Source organism: Cellulomonas sp. RIT-PI-Y, assembly GCF_025642745.1.
GTDB lineage: Bacteria > Actinomycetota > Actinomycetes > Actinomycetales > Cellulomonadaceae > Cellulomonas.
Genome location: NZ_JANZKP010000005.1, coordinates 92,837 through 112,329, shown reverse-complemented (window position 1 = coordinate 112,329; position 19,493 = coordinate 92,837). Strand labels below are relative to the sequence as shown.

The 19,493-nt window shown below is 74.1% G+C and carries 18 protein-coding genes; 8 read left to right on the top strand and 10 right to left on the bottom strand.

The window, feature by feature from the left end:
- The 8 genes from OGL89_RS03400 to hisC all read right to left on the bottom strand — a co-directional run.
- The coding region (locus OGL89_RS03400; protein WP_346770665.1) for a biotin/lipoyl-containing protein at positions 1-546 on the bottom strand (546 nt) is incomplete at its 3' end.
- A 27-nt stretch (positions 547-573) separates the two neighbouring features.
- On the bottom strand, positions 574-1,515 hold the full coding sequence (locus OGL89_RS03395) for an alpha-ketoacid dehydrogenase subunit beta (protein WP_263118463.1): 942 nt from the start codon (positions 1,513-1,515) through the stop codon (positions 574-576).
- Positions 1,516-1,577: 62 nt separating this feature from the next.
- A complete protein-coding gene (locus tag OGL89_RS03390) occupies positions 1,578-2,705 on the bottom strand; it encodes a thiamine pyrophosphate-dependent dehydrogenase E1 component subunit alpha (RefSeq protein ID WP_263118459.1) in 1,128 nt (375 codons plus the stop codon).
- Positions 2,706-2,897: 192 nt separating this feature from the next.
- Positions 2,898-3,161, bottom strand: a complete 264-nt coding sequence (locus OGL89_RS03385; RefSeq protein ID WP_263118458.1) for a DUF805 domain-containing protein — start codon at positions 3,159-3,161, stop codon at positions 2,898-2,900.
- A 26-nt stretch (positions 3,162-3,187) separates the two neighbouring features.
- On the bottom strand, positions 3,188-3,622 hold the full coding sequence (locus OGL89_RS03380; protein WP_263118457.1) for a response regulator: 435 nt from the start codon (positions 3,620-3,622) through the stop codon (positions 3,188-3,190).
- A 2-nt stretch (positions 3,623-3,624) separates the two neighbouring features.
- Positions 3,625-5,199 carry an ATP-binding protein gene (locus OGL89_RS03375; protein WP_263118456.1) on the bottom strand — a complete coding sequence of 525 codons (1,575 nt, stop codon included), beginning with the start codon at positions 5,197-5,199 and terminating at the stop codon, positions 3,625-3,627.
- Positions 5,196-6,413, bottom strand: a complete 1,218-nt coding sequence (locus OGL89_RS03370) for a SpoIIE family protein phosphatase (RefSeq protein ID WP_263118455.1) — start codon at positions 6,411-6,413, stop codon at positions 5,196-5,198. Before OGL89_RS03370 ends, OGL89_RS03375 begins: the two co-directional genes overlap by 4 nt.
- A 116-nt stretch (positions 6,414-6,529) precedes the next feature.
- On the bottom strand, positions 6,530-7,594 hold the full coding sequence (gene hisC, locus OGL89_RS03365) for a histidinol-phosphate transaminase (protein WP_263118454.1): 1,065 nt from the start codon (positions 7,592-7,594) through the stop codon (positions 6,530-6,532).
- 26 nt (positions 7,595-7,620) lie between these two features.
- On the opposite strand from hisC, the gene OGL89_RS03360 reads away from it, so the two are divergent.
- Positions 7,621-8,004: a phage holin family protein gene (locus tag OGL89_RS03360; RefSeq protein WP_263118453.1), complete on the top strand. Its 384-nt coding sequence runs from the start codon at positions 7,621-7,623 to the stop codon at positions 8,002-8,004.
- A gap of 24 nt (positions 8,005-8,028) precedes the next feature.
- Here the strand turns inward: OGL89_RS03360 and OGL89_RS03350 are convergent, their stop codons facing one another.
- The gene (locus OGL89_RS03350; protein ID WP_276581906.1) at positions 8,029-9,591 is read right to left on the bottom strand and encodes a GAF domain-containing protein; all 1,563 of its coding nucleotides are present in this window, start codon (positions 9,589-9,591) and stop codon (positions 8,029-8,031) included.
- Positions 9,592-9,748: 157 nt separating this feature from the next.
- On the opposite strand from OGL89_RS03350, the gene purB reads away from it, so the two are divergent.
- Complete coding sequence (purB, locus tag OGL89_RS03345) at positions 9,749-11,179, top strand: adenylosuccinate lyase (RefSeq protein WP_263118452.1); 1,431 nt, start codon at positions 9,749-9,751, stop codon at positions 11,177-11,179.
- Between the two features lie 119 nt (positions 11,180-11,298).
- Here the strand turns inward: purB and OGL89_RS03340 are convergent, their stop codons facing one another.
- On the bottom strand, positions 11,299-12,561 hold the full coding sequence (locus OGL89_RS03340; protein ID WP_263118451.1) for a glutamyl-tRNA reductase: 1,263 nt from the start codon (positions 12,559-12,561) through the stop codon (positions 11,299-11,301).
- Between the two features lie 46 nt (positions 12,562-12,607).
- On the opposite strand from OGL89_RS03340, the gene hemE reads away from it, so the two are divergent.
- The 6 genes from hemE to hemL all read left to right on the top strand — a co-directional run bounded on the left by hemE (position 12,608) and on the right by hemL (position 19,426).
- The gene (gene hemE, locus OGL89_RS03335; RefSeq protein ID WP_263118461.1) at positions 12,608-13,729 is read left to right on the top strand and encodes a uroporphyrinogen decarboxylase; all 1,122 of its coding nucleotides are present in this window, start codon (positions 12,608-12,610) and stop codon (positions 13,727-13,729) included.
- Positions 13,730-13,814: 85 nt separating this feature from the next.
- Positions 13,815-15,248 carry an FAD-dependent oxidoreductase gene (locus tag OGL89_RS03330; RefSeq protein WP_263118450.1) on the top strand — a complete coding sequence of 478 codons (1,434 nt, stop codon included), beginning with the start codon at positions 13,815-13,817 and terminating at the stop codon, positions 15,246-15,248.
- A gap of 14 nt (positions 15,249-15,262) precedes the next feature.
- Entirely contained in the window at positions 15,263-16,255 is a 993-nt protein-coding gene (hemC, locus tag OGL89_RS03325; RefSeq protein WP_263118449.1) for a hydroxymethylbilane synthase, read from the top strand.
- Positions 16,252-17,079: a uroporphyrinogen-III synthase gene (locus OGL89_RS03320; protein WP_263118448.1), complete on the top strand. Its 828-nt coding sequence runs from the start codon at positions 16,252-16,254 to the stop codon at positions 17,077-17,079. The genes hemC and OGL89_RS03320 overlap by 4 nt, the downstream gene beginning before the upstream one ends.
- Positions 17,076-18,116 (top strand): porphobilinogen synthase, encoded by a 1,041-nt coding sequence (gene hemB / locus OGL89_RS03315; RefSeq protein ID WP_263118447.1) that lies wholly within the window; start codon positions 17,076-17,078, stop codon positions 18,114-18,116. The genes OGL89_RS03320 and hemB overlap by 4 nt, the downstream gene beginning before the upstream one ends.
- A complete protein-coding gene (gene hemL, locus OGL89_RS03310; protein ID WP_263118446.1) occupies positions 18,113-19,426 on the top strand; it encodes a glutamate-1-semialdehyde 2,1-aminomutase in 1,314 nt (437 codons plus the stop codon). Before hemB ends, hemL begins: the two co-directional genes overlap by 4 nt.
- Positions 19,427-19,493 lie beyond the last annotated feature (67 nt).

Below are 19,493 nucleotides of genomic sequence, written 5' to 3'. Positions count from 1 at the left end.
ACCGGTGGTGCCGGTGCCGGAGGCCGGGGCGGCGACGGCAGGGTCCCCCTCGGCGGAGGTGAACCGCACGCGACGGCGACTGGGGGCCTCGGCGGTCCCGTAGCCGACCAGCACCGCACCCCCGGCGGCCTCGGACTCGACAGCAGTGCCGGACGCAGCGGTGCCGGACTCAGCAGTGCCGGACGCGGCGGTCTCGGCAGCAGCGGTCTCGGCCGTCGGGGCGGTGGACTGCGGCGCGGGCGTCACCGGTCCGGCGGAGGCCGTGCCTCCCCCGCGCACGTACGGCTGCCCCGCGCCCTGCGGGTCGGTGTCCACCACGATGATCGGCACACCGACCTCGACGGTCTCGCCTTCGCTGACCAGCAGGTCGACCACCACGCCCGCGTACGGGCTGGGCAGGTCCACCAGGGACTTGGCGGTCTCGACCTCGACGATGGTCTGGTTGATCTCGACCGTGTCACCGACGGCGACGTGCCAGGCGGCGATCTCGGCCTCGGTCAGGCCCTCACCGGCGTCGGGGAGGTTGAACTGCTGGTAGGACGGCACAGGTTCTCCTTGTCGGAAACGAGCAGCTCAGTGGGCGAGGACGCGGTCGACGGCGTCCAGCACCCGGTCGAGGCCGGGCAGGTACTCGTGCTCCAGCTTGGCCACCGGGTAGGGCGAGTGGAAGCCGCCGACCCGCAGCACGGGGGCCTGGAGGTGGTAGAAGCACTCCTCGGTGATCCGCGCGGCGACCTCGGCGCCGGTGCCGTACAGCACCGGGGCCTCGTGCACGACGACGCAGCGACCGGTGCGGCGGACCGACTCGGCCACCGTGGTCACGTCCAGCGGGGAGATCGCGCGCAGGTCGACCACCTCGATGCTGCGACCCTCGGCGGCGGCCGACTCGGCGACCTTGAGCGCGGTGGCGACGGTCGGACCGTGCGCGACCAGGGTGACCTCGGTGCCGGCGCGCAGGACGCGGGCGGAGTCCAGCAGGGCACCGGCGGCGGGGGCGAGCGGGTCGGCCTCGGTGTCGACCTCGCCCTTCTCCCAGTACCGGCCCTTGGGCTCGAAGAACATCACCGGGTCCGGGCTGGCGATCGCCTGCTGGATCATCACGTGCGCGTCCGCCGGGCTGGACGGGCTGACGATCCGCAGACCGGCGGTGTGCGCGAACAGCACCTCCGGGGACTCGCTGTGGTGCTCCACCGCACCGATCCCGCCGCCGAACGGCACCCGGATCACGACCGGCAGGTTCAGGCGCCCGCGGGAGCGGTAGTGCATCTTGGCCAGCTGGGTGGTGATCTGGTCGAAGCCCGGGAAGATGAAGCCGTCGAACTGGATCTCGCACACCGGGCGGTAGCCGCGCAGCGCCAGGCCGATCGCGGTGCCGATGATGCCGGACTCGGCGAGCGGGGTGTCGACCACCCGATCGCTGCCGAAGTCCTTGGCCAGTCCGTCGGTGACCCGGAACACGCCACCGAGCGCGCCGATGTCCTCGCCCATCAGCATGACCTTGGGGTCGCGGTCCATCGCGCGGCGCAGGCCGGTGTTGATGGCCTTGGCGAAGGTGATCTTCTGCGGTCTCGGCGCGTTCACTCTGCTGCACCTCCGATGAAGGACGACTCGTAGCGCTCGAACCACTGGCGCTCCGCGTCGACGATGGCGTGGGGAGTGGCGTAGACGTGCTCGAACATCGTGCCGGTGCCCGGGCGGCCCAGGGACCGGGTGAACTCCCGGGTGCGCTCGCCCAGCGCGTCGGCCTCGGCCTGGACCGCGGTCCGGAAGTCGTCGGGCAGCTCGCCCGCGGCGGTCAGGTAGGCGGTCAGGCGGTCGATCGGATCGCGCTGACGCCAGTAGTCCTCCTCGGCGGCCGACCGGTAGCGGGTCGGGTCGTCGGAGGTGGTGTGGGCACCCATCCGGTAGGTGAACGCCTCGATGAAGGTCGGGCCGCCGCCGGACCGGGCCCGCTCCAGCGCCTCGGCGGTCACCGCGTAGCAGGCCAGGACGTCGTTGCCGTCGACCCGCACGCTGGGGACGCCGAAGCCGAGACCGCGGTCGGCCAGCGGCACCCGGGCCTGCCGGACGGTGGACTCGGAAATCGCCCACTGGTTGTTCTGGCAGAACAGCACCAGCGGCGCGTTGTTCACCGCGGAGAACACCAGGGCCTCGTTCACGTCGCCCTGGGCGGTCGCGCCGTCGCCGAAGTAGGTCACCACCGCGGTGTCCCGCTCGGGGTCGCCGGTGCCGACGGCTCCGTCGCGCTGCACCCCCATCGCATAGCCGGTGGCATGCAGGGTGTGCGAGCCGATGACCAGCGTGTAGAGGTGGAAGTTGTAGTCGTCCGGGTTCCAGCCGCCGTGGTCGATGCCGCGGAACAGCCGCAGCAGCTGGGTCAGGTCGAGGCCGCGGGTGTGGGCCACGCCGTGCTCGCGGTAGGACGGGAAGACGAAGTCCTGCGGGGCCAGCGCGCGACCGGAGCCGATCTGCGCCGCCTCCTGGCCCAGGCTCTGCACCCAGAGCCCGAGCTCGCCCTGGCGCTGCAGCGAGGTCGCCTCGGTGTCGAAGCGGCGCACCAGCACCATGTCGCGCCACATGCCGCGCAGCGCGTCCGCGTCCAGGTGTGCCACCCGCGGGCTGTAGTCGGGGTGCTCGACCCGCTCCCCGATGGGGGTGAGCAACTGGACGAGCCCGTCGTCGGTCAGCGGTCCGCTGTCGTGCACGCGGTTCTCCTTCGCCTGCGTCGGCGCCCCGGGTCCGGGACGTCGTCCAACCTACGCCACCGTAGGCTACGCAACCGTAGGTCCGTGGGCCAAGGGGTCGTCAAGACTCCCGTGGACACGTTGTGCGGATCCCACAACCGCGCGACACCCAGCCTGATGGGCGCGGCGCGGTCGTGGGATCCGGGAATCCGGTCAGTACCCGGGGGGAACCCCGAGGCGGGCACGCAGCTCGTCGTTCTCCCGCTGCACCGGCCACCGGGAGTACGCGAACACCAGGAACATGATCACGTTCACCACCGGGACCAGGCCGATCAGGATCCACCAGCCGGAGTACCCCGCCTTCTGGATGATCCGGACGTAGGCGATGAAGAACACCAGCCACACCACGACCGCGATCGTGATGCCGATCCCGCTGCCCAGCCAGGCGAGCACCTCATTGCGCGAACTGTCGTCCATGGGGCCAGCATCCCGCGAACGGCGGCTCAGCGCTGGGGAAGACGCACCACCTCGACGAAGAACTCGTCGATCTGCCGGACGACCTCGATGAACCGGTCGAAGTCGACCGGCTTGGTCACGTAGGCGTTGGCGTGCAGGGAGTACGAGCGCACCACGTCCTCCTCGGCCTCGGAGGTGGTGAGCACCACGACCGGGATCCGCCGCAGCGCCTCGTCACCCTTGAGCGCCTCCAGCACCTCGCGGCCGTCCATCTTGGGCAGGTTGAGGTCCAGCAGGATCAGGTCCGGAGTCGGGGCGTCGGCGTGCTCGCCCTCCTTGCGCAGGAACTCCATGGCGCTGACCCCGTCGGGGACGACGGACAGTCGGTTGGCGACCTTGTTGTGCTCGAACGCCTCCTGCGTCATGAGGACGTCGCCCGGGTCGTCCTCCACCAGCAGCACGTCGATGACCTTGCCCGCCATGTTCACTCCTCCGTCGCGCCGGGCAGTGCCGGCGCCTCGTCGGGCCCCGCCGCGGGCAGCGTCCAGCGGATGCTGGTGCCCGGTCCGTCGGGTTCCCCGAGCCAGATCCGACCGCCGTGGTACTCGACGATCTTCTTGCACAGCGCCAGCCCGATGCCGGTGCCGCCGTACACGTCCTTGGGGTGCAGCCGCTGGAAGATGACGAACACCCGCTCCGCGTACTGCGCGTCGATGCCGATGCCGTTGTCCCGGCACTCGAACTCCCAGTCGTCGCCGACCCGGCGCGCGGTCAGGCGCACCACCGGGTCGCGGTCCTGGTCGCGGAACTTGATCGCGTTGCCGACCAGGTTCTGCAGCAGCTGGACCAACAGCCCGCGCTCACCGCTGACCACCGGCAGGTCCTCGGCCTGGACCGTCGCGCCGCTGTCCTCGACCAGGACGCCCAGGTTGTCCAGCGCGTCCGCGAGCGCGGCGCCCATCGGCACGTCCACCACCTCACCGCCCAGCCGGCCCACCCGGGAGAAACCGAGCAGGTCCTGGATCAGCGCCTGCATCCGCTTGGCCCCGTCCACCGCGAAGCCGATGTACTGGTCCGCGCGCTCGTCCAGCTGCCCGCCGTAGCGCTTCTGCAGCAGCTGGGTGAAGCTCGCGACCTTGCGCAGCGGCTCCTGCAGGTCGTGCGAGGCGACGTAGGCGAACTGCTCCAGGTCCCGGTTGGACCGGCGCAGCTCTTCGGCCTGCTCGGTCAGCTGCTCGTGGGCGTCCGCCACCTCGGCCCGGGACGCCTCGATCGCCTGCAGCTGCTCGACCAGGCTCAGCCGCATCCGCTCGACGTCCGCCGCCAGGGCGGCGATCTCGCCCGGGCCGGTCGTCTCGACCCGGTGGTGCAGATCGCCGGAGGCCACCGCGCGGCTGTCCTCGGCCAGGGCGTTCAGCGGTGCGGTGATCCAGCGCCGCAGGGTCTGCCACAGCAGGCCCGCGGCGACCACCGCCGCGACCGCCAGCAGCGACAGCGCCAGCACCACCAGCTGGGTCCACTGGTCCAGCTCGCCGGAGGCGATGTCCCGCCGCTCGCGCAGCAGGTCCAGGTAGTCCTGCACCGCGGCGCGGGTCCGGTCGAACTCGACCTGCCCGGAGTTGATCTCGTCCGCGCCGACCGCCGCGGGGCCCTCCGCGGCCACCTGGGCGATGATCGGCTCGGCGAACTCCTCGTTCCACGACTCGGCGGCGTCGATCGCCGCCTGCGCGGCCTCCTGCACCTGCGGGGAGATCCGGCCGCTGCGGTTCTCGGCCACCGCCGCGAACGCGTCCAGGGCGTCGTCGACCCGCTGGTAGGGCTCGAGGGTGACCTCCGACCCGGTGATCGCGTAGCCGCGCACCGCGGTCTCCGCGTCGACCAGGCGGGTGTAAGCGCTGTCGGCCGCGGTGATGACCGCGAAGTACCGGTCGGCGACCTGGGTCTGCCGGTCGATCATCTTCCAGACCGCGACACCGGCGCCCGCGACGATCAGCGCCAGCACGATGCCGCCCGCGGTCAGGGCGCGGAACAGCCGGCTGCGCAGCGTGGTGGTGGTCACGCCGTGGTCACCCCGTCCCAGCCGACGACGACCAGCGCCGTGTCGTCCACCAGCTCACCGCCGTGCCGGGCGCGGACCTCGTGCAGCACGACCTCCACCAGATCGCGCGAGCCCGCGGCCAGGGCCTCGTCCACCACCGTCAGCAGCCCGTCCTTGCCGAGCCGCTCCGAACCGCGCCCGGCGATGGTCGCCTCCAGCACGCCGTCGGTGTACATCATCAGCCGCCAGCGGTCGCCCAGCTCCAGCCGGGCCGGCTCCCAGGCGCCGTCGAGCGGGATGCCCCACGCCCGGCCGCGGCGGTCGTTCGGCAGCAGCTCCGAGGGCTGACCCGTGGCCGGGTCGCCCAGGCAGAGCGGCACCGGGTGCCCGGCGAGGTACAGGTCGACGGCCCGGCGGTCCGGGGAGATCCGCACCATGGACGCGGTGGTGAAGATCTCCGGGCGGCTGCGCTCGGAGATCAGGACCCGCTCGACCATGGGGAAGAGCTGATCGACCGGTGTGTCGGCCAGCACCAGGGTGCGCCAGGCGGTCCGGAGCACCGCGCCGAGCGCCGCCTCGTCCGGTCCGTGGCCGCACACGTCGCCGACCAGCGCGAGCACGCTGCCGTCGGCCAGCTCCACCACGTCGTAGAAGTCGCCGCCCAGCACCCCGGCGCGGCCCGCGCGGTAGCCGACCTGCACCTCCAGATGCCGGTCCCGGACCGCCGGACGCGGCAGCAGCGCGCGCTCGAACCGCACGGTCTCCTCGGCCTGGATCCGGGAGCGGTACAGCTCGCGGTCGGCGGCCTGCAGCTGACGGCGCTGCACGGCGTAGCGGATCGACCGGCTCAGCAGCTCCCCGTCCACCTCGCCCTTGACCAGGTAGTCCTGCGCCCCGGCGGCCACCGCCTGCAGGCCGGTGTCGCTGTCGATGTCCCCGGTGAGCACGACGATCGCCGGCGCTCCGGCGTGCAGCAGGGTGCTCAGCGCGTCCAGCCCGTGCGCGTCCGGAAGGCCCAGGTCCAGCAGGACGCAGTCGACGTCCAGACGGTCGACCGCCTCGGTCAGCGAGCGTGCCCGCTCCGTCCGCACCGAGAGCCCGGCGTCGTCCAGGTGTTCGGCCACGAGCACGGCGTCGGCGTCGTCGTCCTCGACCAGCAGCAGCCGGATCAGCTCGCCGTCGGCGGGGTCCCCGAAGTCGTGCGGAGGCGCGGGCCAGTCAGCGCTGTCGGTCAAAGGACCACCCTTCGTGCTGTCCCGGCGGCGTGACCGCGCGAGAGGGCGATCGCGGCACTGCGGCTCGACCGGAGAATCGCCCTGGTGGTGGGCAGCGTAACGGTCCCACCCGACAGCTAACGACGGAACTGCCCGGCGACCTGCAGCACCAGGTCGGTGGCCTCCGGCTCGCCCACGCTGATCCGCACGCCGTCCGCGGCGAACGGCCGCACCAGGACCCCGGCCTCGGTGGCCTCCTGGGCGAACCGGGCGGACGCGTCGCCGAGCGGCAGCCAGACGAAGTTCGCCTGCGAGTCCGGCACGTCCCAGCCCTGCGCGCGCAGCCCGTCCAGCAGCCGGGCCCGCTCCAGGACGATCCGGTCGACCCGGTCGAGCAGCTCGTCCGCGGCGCGCAAAGAGGCCACCCCGGCGAGCTGAGCCAGGTGCGAGACCCCGAACGGGGTGGACGCGGACCGGATCCCCGCCGCCAGGCGTGCGTCCGCCACCGCGAAGCCGACCCGCAGCCCGGCCAGGCCGTACGCCTTGGAGAAGGTCCGCAGCAGCACCACGTTCGGGTGCGCGGCCAGCACCGCCAGCCCGTCGGGCGCCTGCGGGTCCCGGACGAACTCCACGTAGGCCTCGTCCAGCACCACCAGCACGTTCCGGGGCACCGCCGCCAGGAACGCGTCCAGCTCGGCCGCGTGCACCGCCGGGCCGGTCGGGTTGTTCGGCGTGCAGACCAGCACCACGCGGGTCCGCTCGGTCACCGCGGCGGCCATCGCGGGCAGGTCGAGCCGCCCGTCGTCGCCGGTCGGCACCTGCACCGACTCCGCCCCGGCCAGCGTCACCGCGATCGGGTAGGCCTCGAAGGACCGCCACGGGTAGACCACCTGGTCACCCGCGTCGCAGAACGCCGCCAGGATGTGCCCGAGCACCGCCACCGACCCGCAGCCCGCCACCACCTGGTCCGGCTGCACGCCCAGGTGCACGGCCACCGCGTCGGTCAGCTCGGTGGCGTACATGTCCGGGTAGCGGTTCACGTCCACCGCGCCGTCCGCGATCGCGGCCACCACCGACGGCAGCGGCGGATACGGGTTCTCGTTCGAGGACAGCTTGTAGGCCGCGGCCCCGACCGGGACCCGGGCACCGGGCACGTAGGGCGGCAGCGTGGACAGGGCGGGGCGCAGTGGCACGTGCTTCACGACCGACAGAATGGCACCATCGGGCCATGAGATTCATCGTGCGCGTGCTGATCAGCGGTGTGGCCCTCTGGCTGGCCGAGATCCTGCTGTCCGGGATGGAGATCGTCGGGGCCACCACCACCGGTGGCCGGATCGGGATCATCCTGCTGGTGGCGCTGGTGTTCGGGATCGTGAACGCCATCGTCAAGCCGATCGTGCAGGTGGTGAGCATCCCGCTCTACATCCTCACGCTCGGCCTGTTCACCCTGGTGGTCAACGCCCTGATGCTGATGCTGACGGCGTGGATCACCGAGCAGACCGACTGGGGCCTGCGGATCGACAGCTTCGGCACGGCGGTGATCGGGGCGCTGATCGTCTCGATCGTCAGCTTCGTGCTGTCGGTGCTGATCCCCGAGTCGCGCAAGGACTGACGGCCCCGGCCTCTCCGGGCCCGCTCAGGCCATCTGGAAGCTGCGCGCCATCTGCCGCTGCTCGTCCAGCACCTCGCCGATCCGGGCCTGGACCTCGTCCATCCGGCGGATGGTGCTGCTGACCGACTCGATCCCCTCCGCCACCGCGGTGGTGTTCGCCTGGATGTCCGCGACCTGCTGCTCCACCCGGCTGGTGGCCACCGAGGTGCCACCGGCCAGCTCCTTGACCTCGGTGGCGACGACCGCGAAGCCGCGACCCGCCTGACCGGCCCGGGCCGCCTCGATGGTCGCGTTCAGCGCCAGCAGGTTGGTCTGGTCGGCGATGGTGGAGATCACCCGGATCACGTCCCCGACCGCGGCCGACGAGGCCTCCAGCACCCGGACCTGATCGGCCATCGCCGCGGTCTGCTGCACGGCCTCCTCCGCCACGGCGAGCGCCTCACCGGCGCTCTCGGACAGCCGCGCCACGCTGGTGAGCAGGGCGTCGGCGGCGCCGCGGTCCCGCATCGAGGCCCGGAGGATGTCCAGCCGCTGGGAGACCAGCTTCGCCACGTTCCGCAGCGATCCCCGGCGGCTCTCGCTCAGATCGATGGTCTCGGTGGTGAAGAAGTCCATCGTCCCGACCACCTCGCCGCCGACCACCACGGGCAGGCACACCCCGGAGCGGACACCGGCACGCTGTGCCGCCGGCGCCCGGACGCAGTCGGTCAGCTCACCGAGGTCGCGGACGAACACCAGGTCCCGAGCCCGCCAGGCGCGACCGGCCAGGCCGACCCCCTCCGCGAAGCTCGCCGACAGGGTCACCGCGCGGAACTCGGCACCGGCGGTGCCGGACTCCACCCCGAACCGCAGCACGCGGGACTCGGGGTCGACCGCCCAGTAGGACCCGTACTCCCAGCCGAACTCCTCCCGGACGGTGTCCAGCGCGGTGCGCAGCGCGGACTCCTCGTCCTGGCAGGCGCCGACCCGGGTCACCGACGTGGTGACCGCCTTCTGATCCCGTGCGACCTGGGCGATCTCCCGCTCGGCGAACCGGGCGGCCAGCACCTGGGAGACGGTGCGGGTGAGGATGTTCAGCACGGCGACCTGGTCCGGGCCTTCGGCGCGCGGGCGACGCGACAGCAGCTCGACCACCGCGATCACCGTGCCCTCGCGCCACAGCGGCATGGTCATGGCACCCCGGGCGCCCGCGCGCAGGAAGACCTGGCCGCGGGAGCAGTTGGGCTCGACCTGGGTGAGGTCCGCGATCGGCAGCACGGTGTCGCGTTCCCAGGCGACCCCGCACAGCCCGACGCCCTTGGGCATCTGGAACGACGGCGACATCCGGGTCAGCTCGGCGGACAGTTCCCCGCACTGGTCCTCGAACACGAGCGCCTGCACCGACTCGTCGACGCGCCAGACCGAGGCGTACTCGAAGTCGAGCCCGGTCCGGATCGCGTCCAGCAGCTCACGGGTGCCGCCGGTGCTCGCGTGCTCGCCGAGCGCGCGGACGACCGCGTCCAGCGCGTGCAGCTCACGGTCCACACCGTGCCCCGCGGCGTCGCGCTCGTCCTCGACCGTCGTCCGCCGTCGCAACAGTCCCACCATCAGATGTCCCCCCTCGTGGTACTGCCCGCGTGGCACCGTCACGACCCCGGGCGTGCCGTGCTCATCGTCCGATCGGCCACCGACGTGAGGAGTGCGGGTGAAACCGCCCCCGCACGCAGGACCGGTCGCCGGTCACCGGCATGGAAAGATGCGGACCATGCCTCAGGAGCCCGCCGCCCGCGTGACCCTCGCGGAGGTCACCCCGCCGCTCGCCCTCGGCCCGCTGGACGGCCGGTACCGACCGGCGGTCGCCCCGCTGGTGGACCACCTGTCCGAGGGTGCGCTGAACCGCGAGCGGGTGCACGTGGAGGTCGAGTGGCTGATCCACCTGACCACGCACCAGGTCGTGCCGGGCGCCCCCGCCCTCACCGACGACGAGCGGGCCTACCTCCGTGCCGTCGTCACCGGCTTCGGCGCCGCGGAGATCGCGGAGCTGGCCGAGATCGAGCGCACCACCGTGCACGACGTGAAGGCCGTCGAGTACTTCCTCAAGCGCCGGCTGGCGGCGGCCGCCGGCACCGCGCTGCCCGCCCTCGGCGAGCTGGTGCACTTCTGCTGCACCAGCGAGGACATCAACAACCTGTCCTACGCCCTGATGGTGCGCGGCGCGGTCCGCGACGTGTGGCTCCCCGCCGCCTCCGCCCTGGTCGCGCAGGTCGCCGACCTGGCCCGTGAGCACGCCGACGTCCCGATGCTCGCGCTCACCCACGGTCAGCCCGCCACCCCGACCACCCTCGGCAAGGAGCTGGCCGTGCTGGCCCACCGCCTGGGCCGGCAGCTGCGCCGGATCGAGCGCGCCGAGTACCTGGGCAAGCTCAACGGGGCCACCGGCACCTACGGCGCGCATGTGGTGGCGGTCCCCGGTGCCGACTGGCCCGAGGTGTCGCGAACCTTCGTCGAGCACCTGGGACTGACCTGGAACCCGCTCACCACCCAGATCGAGTCGCACGACTGGCAGGCCGAGCTCTACGCGGACCTCGCCCGGTTCAACCGGGTGCTGCACAACCTGGCCACCGACGTGTGGACCTACATCTCCCGCGGCGTCTTCGTGCAGATCCCGGTGGCCGGTGCGACCGGGTCCTCGACGATGCCGCACAAGGTGAACCCGATCCGGTTCGAGAACGCCGAGGCGAACCTGGAGCTGTCCTGCGCCCTGCTGGACACCCTGTCCGCGACCCTGGTCACCAGCAGGCTGCAGCGCGACCTCACCGACTCCACCACCCAGCGCAACATCGGTCCGGCGTTCGGGCACTCGCTGCTCGCCGTCGACAACGTCCGCCGCGGCCTGTCCGCGCTGTCGGTGAACACCGAGCTGCTGGCCACCGAGCTGGACCAGAACTGGGAGGTGCTCGGCGAGCCGGTGCAGTCCGCGATGCGCGCCGCCGCCGTCGCCGGGGTGACCGGGATGGAGAACCCCTACGAGCGGCTGAAGGAGCTCACCCGCGGTCGTCGGCTGACGGCGGCGGACATGCTCGGGTTCATCGCCGGACTGGGTCTGCCCGCCGACGTCGCGGAGCGCCTGTCGGCCCTCACCCCCGGCGCCTACACCGGCCTCGCGGCCGACCTGGTCCGGCACCTCGACGACTGACCGGTCCCCCACGCGGGCCCGTCCCGCCAGGTCGAGTGCGAAGAACGTGTGGCCTTTCGGGCGATTTGGGCGACGACTTCTCCGCAATCGGCGGGGGCGGGAGCGGGGCGGGGCGGCGGTCAGCCGAGGACGGCGGCTCCTGCGCCGGCGCCGCTGACGAGGGCGACCACGTCGATCGCGGCGAGCTCCGCGAGGCCCGCGGCATAGCTCGCGGTGTCCCCGGACCGGGCGGCGGTCCGCGCCCGGACGGTGGGCTTGTGCAGCGCGGTGCGGACCCGTCGGCGCAGGACTCGTGCGGACCGGGGAGGCAGGCCCGCGCTGACCGAGGCGAGCTCGGCGATCACCCGGCGGCGTTCGGCGACCACCGGCGGGTCCCACTCCCGGGTGCGCAGCTCGGCCTCGAAGGTGTGCACCTCCTCGGCGACGATCCGGCGGGCCTCGGCGACCGTGGCGGAGGTGCCGTCCGGGGCGTGCTCGGCGACGGTGGCCAGGCCGACCAGCGTCACGCCCGGCAGCGTGCCCACCTCGGGGTCGACGTCGTGCTGCAGGGCCAGGTCGACCACCGCGAGCGGACCGGACGCACCGCGGCGCACCGTGTCGGCGTCCAGCAGTGATCCGGCCGCACCCGAGCACGCCACCACCAGATCGATGCCCGGCAGCGCTCCGGCCAGGTCGCTGATCGCGGCGTCCACGCCCCGGTCCGCGGCGAACTGCCCGGCGCGGCCGCTGGCGGAGTACACGGTGATGTCGGTGCAGCCACGCGCCTTGACCGCGGCGAGGCTGGCCCCGGCGTAAGACCCGGTGCCGATCAGCAGGCAGCGGACCGTGGACCAGTCCGGCAGCGCCGGCTCCACCAGATCCAGGGCGACCCCGACCACCGAACGGCCGGCCGCCCCGAGTCCGGTCTGCGACCCGACCGCGCGGGAGGTCCGGCTGGCGGCCTGGAACAGTCCCTCCAACCCGGAGGTGGTGGTGCCGTCCCGGCGGGCGGAGCTCAGCGCCCGGCGGACCTGCCCGGCGATCTCCCGCTCCCCCACCACCATCGACTCCAGCCCGGAGGCCACGGCGAACAGGTGCTCGGCGACGCCGGTGCCGCTGACCGGGGAGAGCACCCCGGCGACGTGATCAGCGGAGTAGCCGGAACGCTCTGCGACCACCCGGGTGGCCGCGACGGCTGCGGCGTCGATCGCGTCGGGGTCGGCGGCGTCGTCGACATCCAGGTACACCTCGAACCGGTTGCACGTCGCGAGGACGACAGCACCGGAGATGGGCGCGAGTCCACTCACGACATCCCGTCCGACCGCGTGCGCCTCGGCGGACAACCGCTCCAGCACGGACAGATCGAGATCCTGATGGCTCGCTGCCAGCGAGAGCAGCACCACGGCTACGATTGAATCACTCCAGGAAAGGACCGGACCAATCTCCGCGCTGTCGACTCCGTCACGTCCGCTACCCAGCCTGCCCGACGGGACCGGTCTGCCCGCCGGCCACCCGCTGGTCGACGGCCGCACCGGCTCCGCCCCGCTGATCGACGCCTACCGGGGCCGGACGCCCTCGCGGCGCCCGGTGTGGTTCATGCGCCAGGCCGGTCGTTCGCTGCCCGAGTACCGCGCGTCGCGGGCGGGGACCGAGATGCTGGAGGCCTGCCTGACGCCCGCGCTGGCCGCGGAGATCACCCTCCAGCCGGTCCGCCGGCACGACGTGGACGCCGGGATCTTCTTCTCCGACATCGTCGTCCCGCTGAAGCTGGCCGGCGTGGACGTGCGGATCGAGCCCGGGGTGGGACCGGTGTTCGGCGCACCGGTCCGGACCGCCGCGGAGGTGGACCGCCTGCTGGCCGACCACCCCGCCGAGTCCCTGGACGAGGCCGCGCTGCGCCCGATCTCCGAGGCGGTGTCGCTGACCGTGGCCGAGCTCGGCGGGACCCCGCTGATCGGGTTCGCGGGTGCGCCGTTCACCCTGGCCGCATACCTGGTCGAGGGGCGCCCGTCCCGCGACCACCTGGCCGCGCGCACCCTGATGCACGGCGACCCGGAGACCTGGGCCCGGCTGACCGGCTGGGCGGCCGACGTCGCCGGACGGTTCCTGCGGGCGCAGATCCTGGCCGGGGCGAGCGCGATGCAGCTCTTCGACTCCTGGGCCGGGTCGCTGTCGCTGCAGAACTACACCCGGTCGGTGGCCCCGGCCTCGCACCGCACCCTGACCCGTGTCGCGGACCTGGGCGTGCCCCGGGTGCACTTCGGCACCGGCACCGGCGAGCTGCTGGCCGCGATGCGCGACGTCGGCGCGGACGTGGTCGGCGTGGACGACCGGATCCCGCTGGACGAGGCGCTGCACCGGCTCGGCGGCGACGTCCCGGTGCAGGGGAATATCGATCCCGCCCTGCTCGCGGCGCCGTGGCCGGTGCTGGAGGCGCATGTCCGGGACGTCGTCGCCCGTGGGGCCACCGCCCCCGGGCACGTGGTGAACCTCGGTCACGGCGTACCGCCGACCACCGATCCCGACGTGCTGACCCGCGTCGTCGCCCTGGTGCACGCGATCGGGCGCTGACGGGCCGTGAGTCCCTCCCGCCGCACCGGCCGGCACGGGAGAGCAGGGCCCGCACGGGCCACGGAGGACGAGGAAGAAGGACGTGATGACGCAGGTCACCGACGACTGGGACGCGATCGTGGTCGGCGGTGGGGTGGCCGGTCTGGTCGCCGCCCGCGAGCTGGCCACTACGGGTCTGCGCACGGTGGTGCTGGAGGCCTGGGCGTCCCCCGGCGGTGTGGTCGGCCGGCACGAGGTCGACGGCCTGACCCTGGACGCGGGCGCCGAGTCCTTCGCCACGCGCGGCGGTGCGGTCGCCGACCTGGCCGGTGAGCTGGGCCTGACCGCGCGGGTCGTGTCGCCGGAGCCCTACGGCGCCTGGGTCCGGCTGTCCGGCGGCGCCGGTCCGCTGCCCCGCACCGGACTGCTCGGCATCCCCGCCCATCCGTTCGCGGCCGACGTCCGCCGCACGATCGGCTGGTCCGGGTCGCTGCGTGCCGCGCTGGACCGGCTGCTGCCCGCCGCCCACGGCATCCGTCCGGAGGGCGAGGTGACCACGCTCGGCGACCTGGTCCGTGCCCGGATGGGCCGCCGCGTGCTGGACCGCCTGGTCCGTCCGGTGGTGGCCGGGGTGCACGCCGCCGAACCGGAGTCGATCGCCGCCGACGCCGTGGCCCCCGGACTCGTCGCGTCCACCCGGGCCGAGGGCGCGCTGAGCCTCGCCGTCCGCGCGCTGCGGGCGAACGCCCCCGCCGGGTCCGCCGTGCACTCGATCGAGGGCGGCCTGCACACCCTGGTGGACGCGCTGGTCGACGACCTCCGGGCGCACGGCGGCGAGCTGCGCTGCGAGGTGCCGGTGACCGCGGTGCACCGGGCCGCAGGCGCCGCGCGGTTCCGGGTCGAGGCCGGTGGCCGCACCCTGACCGCGCTCCGGCTGGTGGTCGCGACCCCGCACGCCACCGACCTGCTGACCGACGTCGCCCCCGAGCTGGCCGGGCTGCACACCGACCCCGGCGCGGACATCGTGCTGGCGACCCTGGTGCTGGACGCCCCCGAGCTGGACGGCCACCCGCGCGGCACCGGTGTCCTGGTCGCCAAGGACGTGCCGGAGGTGACGGCCAAGGCGCTGACCCACGCGACCGCGAAGTGGGGCTGGCTGGCACGGCTGGCCGGTCCCGGCCGTCACGTGGTGCGGCTGTCCTACGGCCGGGCCGGCGAGGGCGCCCCCGCGGTGCCGGAGGACCTGGACGGCCTGACCGACGTCGCCCTGCGCGACGCGTCGTCGATCCTGGGGGTGCCGCTGGACCGCGACCGGCTGCGGGACTCGGCCCGGGTGACCTGGCGGCAGGGGCTGCCGGTGCCGAGCGCGGCCCACCGGGAGACGGTGCGCCGGGTCCGCGACGCCGTCTCCGAGGTGCCCGGGCTGGCGGTGGTCGGCGCCTGGGTCTCCGGCAACGGACTCGCCTCGGTGGTCCCCGACGCTCGGCGCGTGGCGGCGGCGCTGGCGGAGACCCCGGCTTCGACAAGGACGAATCGGTGACCGAGACTGGCCCCATGCCCCAACCGGTCCGGGTCGGAACCCGTGCGAGCCAGCTCGCCCTGACGCAGACCGGTCAGGTGGCCGACGCGCTCACCCGGCTCGGCGCCGGGCCGCACGAGCTGGTCCGGATCCGCACCGACGGCGACCGGCTGACCGGCTCGCTGACCAGCCTGGGCGGCACCGGTGTGTTCGTCACCGCGCTGCGCGACGCCCTGCTGTCCGACCGCTGCGACGTCGCGGTGCACTCGTTCAAGGACCTGCCGACCGCCGCCGCCGACGGTCTGGCCGTGGCGGCGGTGCCGGTGCGCGAGGACCCCCGGGACGCGCTGTGCGCCCGGGACGGCCTGACCCTGCTCACCCTGCCCGAGGGCGCGACCGTCGGCACCGGGTCGCCGCGCCGCGCCGCGCAGCTGCTGGCCGCCCGGCCGGATCTGCGGGTGGTCGACATCCGCGGGAACGTCGACACCCGGTTGGCCCGGGCGCTGGGCGAGGCCGCCGACCTGGACGCGGTGGTGCTGGCCCGCGCCGGCCTGGCCCGGCTGGGTCGTCTGGACGCGATCAGCGACACCCTGGCCACCGACGTGATGACCCCGGCGCCCGCGCAGGGCGCACTGGCGGTGGAGGTCCGGTCCGAGGAGGTCGGGTCGGGCAGTCCGCTGGCGCTGGCACTCTCCCTGCTGGACGACCCGGCGTCCCGGCTCGCGGCGTTCGCGGAGCGGGCACTGCTGGCCCGGCTGGAGGCGGGGTGCGCGGCGCCGATCGGGGCCTACGCCCACCTGGAGCCGCTGACGACCGCCGACCCGGCGGCCGACGGTGCGGCCTCGTCCCTGACCCTGTCCGCCGTCGCCCTGCGCCCGGACGGCGCCGAGCGGCTGCGGCACACCGACCGCACCCCGCTCACCGGTGACCCGGTGGTGGACGCGGCCGAGGCCACCGCCCTCGGTGAACGCGTCGCCGAGGACCTGCTCGCCCGCGGGGCCGCCGAGCTGACCGGACTGAGCGCATGATCCCGGAGACCGGCCTGGTGCCCGCCCCGCAGGGTCCGCTGACCGGGCTGCGCGTCCTGGTCCCGCGGGAGACCGACGGCCCCGACCCGTTGGTGATCGCGCTGCTGGCCGCCGGGGCCCAGCCGGTGGTCGTCCCCTTGATCCAGACCGTCCCGCCGGAGGACCCGACCGAGCTGGACGACACCCTGCTCGCGATCCAGGCCGGCTACTACGGCTGGGTGGGCGTGACCAGCGCCGCCGCCGTGCCGGTGCTGGTCGACCGCGCGGACGAGACCGGCACCGACCTGGTCGAGCTGCTGTCCGCGGTGCGGGTGGCCGCGGTCGGCGGCTCCACCGCCCGGGCGCTGCGCTCCGCCGGAGTGCGGGTCGACGTGGTGCCGACCGGGCAGTCCTCGGCCCGCACGCTGCTGCGCGCCTGGCCGGCGGTCGACTCCCAGCCCGAACCGCGCCGGGTGCTGCTGCCGCTCGGCGACCTGGCCGCGGACACCCTGGCCGAGGGGCTGCGCGCCCACGGCTGGGCGGTCGACGTGGTCACCACCTACCGCACCGTGCCGGGCCCGATGCCCGAGCCGGAGACCCGCCGGGAGTGGGCGGACGGGCGGATCGACGCCGTCCTGCTCACCTCCGGCAGCACCGCCCGCAACCTGGTCGACATGCTCGGCCCGGTCCCGGACGGCGTCCGGCTGATCGGCATCGGCGACTCCACCGCCGCCGAGGCGACCCGGGCCGGGCTCACCGTGTCCGCCGTCGCCGCCGAGCAGTCGCCGAGCGGCCTGGTCGCCGCTCTGATCGCCACCGTTTCCGCCGAGGAAGAGCCGTCATGACCATCGACCCCACCCGTCCCGACGCTGCCGCGCTGGCCGCGGGAGTCGCCGCGCAGCCCGGCCGGGTCCGCCCCCGCCGGATCCGGGCCACCCCCGCGATGCGACGCTCGGTCGCCGAGACCCGGCTGCACCCGGCGGACCTGATCCTCCCGGTGTTCGTGAAGGAGGGGCTGACCGAGCCCACCGAGATCGTGTCCATGCCGGGCGTGCTCCAGCACACCCGCGACTCGCTGCGCCGCGCGGTGGCCGAGGCCGCCGCGGCCGGGATCAGCGCGGTGAACCTGTTCGGCGTGCCCGCGGTGCGGGACGCGGTCGGTTCCGGCGCCACCGACCCGGACGGCGTGCTGAACCGCGCGATCGCGGACGTGCGGGCCGAGGTCGGCGACGCGCTGGTGGTCCAGGCGGACCTCTGCCTGGACGAGTTCACCGATCACGGCCACTGCGGCGTGCTGGCCGCGGACGGCAGCGTGGACAACGACGCCAGTCTCCTGCGCTACGCGGAGATGGCGCTGGTCCAGGCCGAGGCGGGGGCGCACATGGTCGCGCCCAGCGGGATGATGGACGGCCAGATCGCGGTCATCCGGGACACCCTGGACGCCGCCGGACGCCCGGACGTCGGCATCCTGGCCTACTCCGCGAAGTTCGCCTCCGCGTTCTACGGCCCGTTCCGGGACGCGGTGGAGTCCACGCTGGAGGGCGACCGCCGCACGTACCAGATGGACTCGGCCAACCGGCGCGAGGCGCTGCGCGAGGTCGAGCTGGACATCGCCGAGGGCGCGGACGTCGTGATGGTCAAGCCCGCCGGGCCCTACCTGGACGTGCTGGCCGAGGTGGCCGCGATGAGCACGGTGCCGGTCGCCGCCTACCAGGTCTCCGGTGAGTACGCGATGGTCGAGGCCGCCGCGGCGAACGGCTGGATCGACCGGCGGCGGGCGATCACCGAGTCGGTGCTCGGCATCCGGCGGGCCGGGGCGGACCAGGTGCTGACCTACTGGGCGGTCGAGCTCGCCCACTGGCTGCGGGAGGAGTGGCGATGACCGGCACGAACGAGGAGCTGTTCGAGCGTGCGCGGGGGGTCGTCCCCGGTGGGGTGAACTCCCCGGTGCGGGCCTACGGCTCGGTCGGCGGTGCCCCGCGGTTCCTGGCCTCGGCGACCGGCGCGTACGTCACCGACGAGGACGGCCGCGAGTACGTCGACCTGGTCGGCTCCTGGGGCCCGGCCCTGCTCGGCCACGCCCACCCGGCCGTGCTGGACGCGGTGCACGCCGCCGCCGACCGCGGGCTGAGCTTCGGGGCGCCGACCCGGACCGAGATCGAGCTGGCCGAGGCCGTCCGCGAGCGCGTCCCCGCCGTGGAGCGCCTGCGCCTGGTGTCGACCGGCACCGAGGCCACCATGACCGCGATCCGGCTGGCCCGCGGGGTCACCGGCCGCGACCGGGTGATCAAGTTCGCCGGGTGCTACCACGGGCACGTCGACTCGCTGCTCGCCGCCGCCGGCTCCGGGGTGGCCACCCTGGCGCTGCCCGGATCCGCCGGGGTCACCGCCGCGGTCGCCGCCGAGACGATCGTGCTGCCGTACAACGACCTGGCCGCGGTCGAGGCCGCGTTCGCCGAGCACGGCCCGAGCATCGCCGCGATCATCACCGAGGCCGCCCCGGCCAACATGGGGGTGGTCCCGCCGGACCCCGGCTTCAACGCCGGTCTGTCCCGGATCGCGCACGCGCACGGCGCCCTGCTGATCCAGGACGAGGTGCTGACCGGCTTCCGGGTCGGCCCCGCGGGCTGGTGGGGCCTGGAGTCCCGGCCCGAGGGCTGGAACCCCGACCTGCTCACGTTCGGCAAGGTGATCGGCGGCGGGCTGCCGGTCGCCGGGCTGGGCGGTCCGGCCGCGATCATGGACCACCTGGCCCCGGTCGGCCCGGTCTACCAGGCGGGCACGCTGTCCGGGAACCCGGTGGCCACCGCCGCGGGTCTGGCCACGCTGCGCGCCGCCGACGCCGACGTCTACGCCCGGGTCGACGCCGCCTCCGCCACCGTGCGTTCGGCCGTGCACGAGGCGCTGTCGACCGCCGGGGTCGCCCACACCGTGCAGGTGGCGGGCAACCTGTTCAGCACGGTGTTCGGCGTCGACGGCGGGGTCCGGGACTACGCCGGCATGCTCGCGTCCGAGTCCTGGCGCTACCCCGCGTTCTTCCACAGCCTGCTGGCCGACGGGGTGTACGCGGCGCCGTCGGCGTTCGAGGCCTGGTTCCTGTCCGCGGCCCATGACGACGCGGCACTGGACCGGGTGCTGTCGGCGCTGCCCCGGGCGGCACGGGCGGCCGCGGAGGCGACCCCGCCGGCCTGAGCGCCGGCACCCAGTCCAGCCGCTCATCCTCCGGGCCCGACCACTCACCGCCGGGTCCGCACCCCTC

What these genes read in the sequence shown, in the direction of transcription:
- hemC (WP_263118449.1), top strand. Translation starts at nt 15,263, where the DNA reads ATGCCCCAACCGGTCCGGGTCGGAACCCGTGCGAGCCAGCTCGCCCTG.
- hemL (WP_263118446.1), top strand. Translation starts at nt 18,113, where the DNA reads ATGACCGGCACGAACGAGGAGCTGTTCGAGCGTGCGCGGGGGGTCGTC.
- OGL89_RS03320 (WP_263118448.1), top strand. Translation starts at nt 16,252, where the DNA reads ATGATCCCGGAGACCGGCCTGGTGCCCGCCCCGCAGGGTCCGCTGACC.
- purB (WP_263118452.1), top strand. Translation starts at nt 9,749, where the DNA reads ATGCCTCAGGAGCCCGCCGCCCGCGTGACCCTCGCGGAGGTCACCCCG.
- OGL89_RS03395 (WP_263118463.1), bottom strand. Translation starts at nt 1,515, where the DNA reads ATGGACCGCGACCCCAAGGTCATGCTGATGGGCGAGGACATCGGCGCG.
- OGL89_RS03330 (WP_263118450.1), top strand. Translation starts at nt 13,815, where the DNA reads ATGACGCAGGTCACCGACGACTGGGACGCGATCGTGGTCGGCGGTGGG.
- OGL89_RS03360 (WP_263118453.1), top strand. Translation starts at nt 7,621, where the DNA reads ATGAGATTCATCGTGCGCGTGCTGATCAGCGGTGTGGCCCTCTGGCTG.
- OGL89_RS03380 (WP_263118457.1), bottom strand. Translation starts at nt 3,622, where the DNA reads ATGGCGGGCAAGGTCATCGACGTGCTGCTGGTGGAGGACGACCCGGGC.
- hemB (WP_263118447.1), top strand. Translation starts at nt 17,076, where the DNA reads ATGACCATCGACCCCACCCGTCCCGACGCTGCCGCGCTGGCCGCGGGA.
- OGL89_RS03385 (WP_263118458.1), bottom strand. Translation starts at nt 3,161, where the DNA reads ATGGACGACAGTTCGCGCAATGAGGTGCTCGCCTGGCTGGGCAGCGGG.
- OGL89_RS03350 (WP_276581906.1), bottom strand. Translation starts at nt 9,591, where the DNA reads ATGGTGGGACTGTTGCGACGGCGGACGACGGTCGAGGACGAGCGCGAC.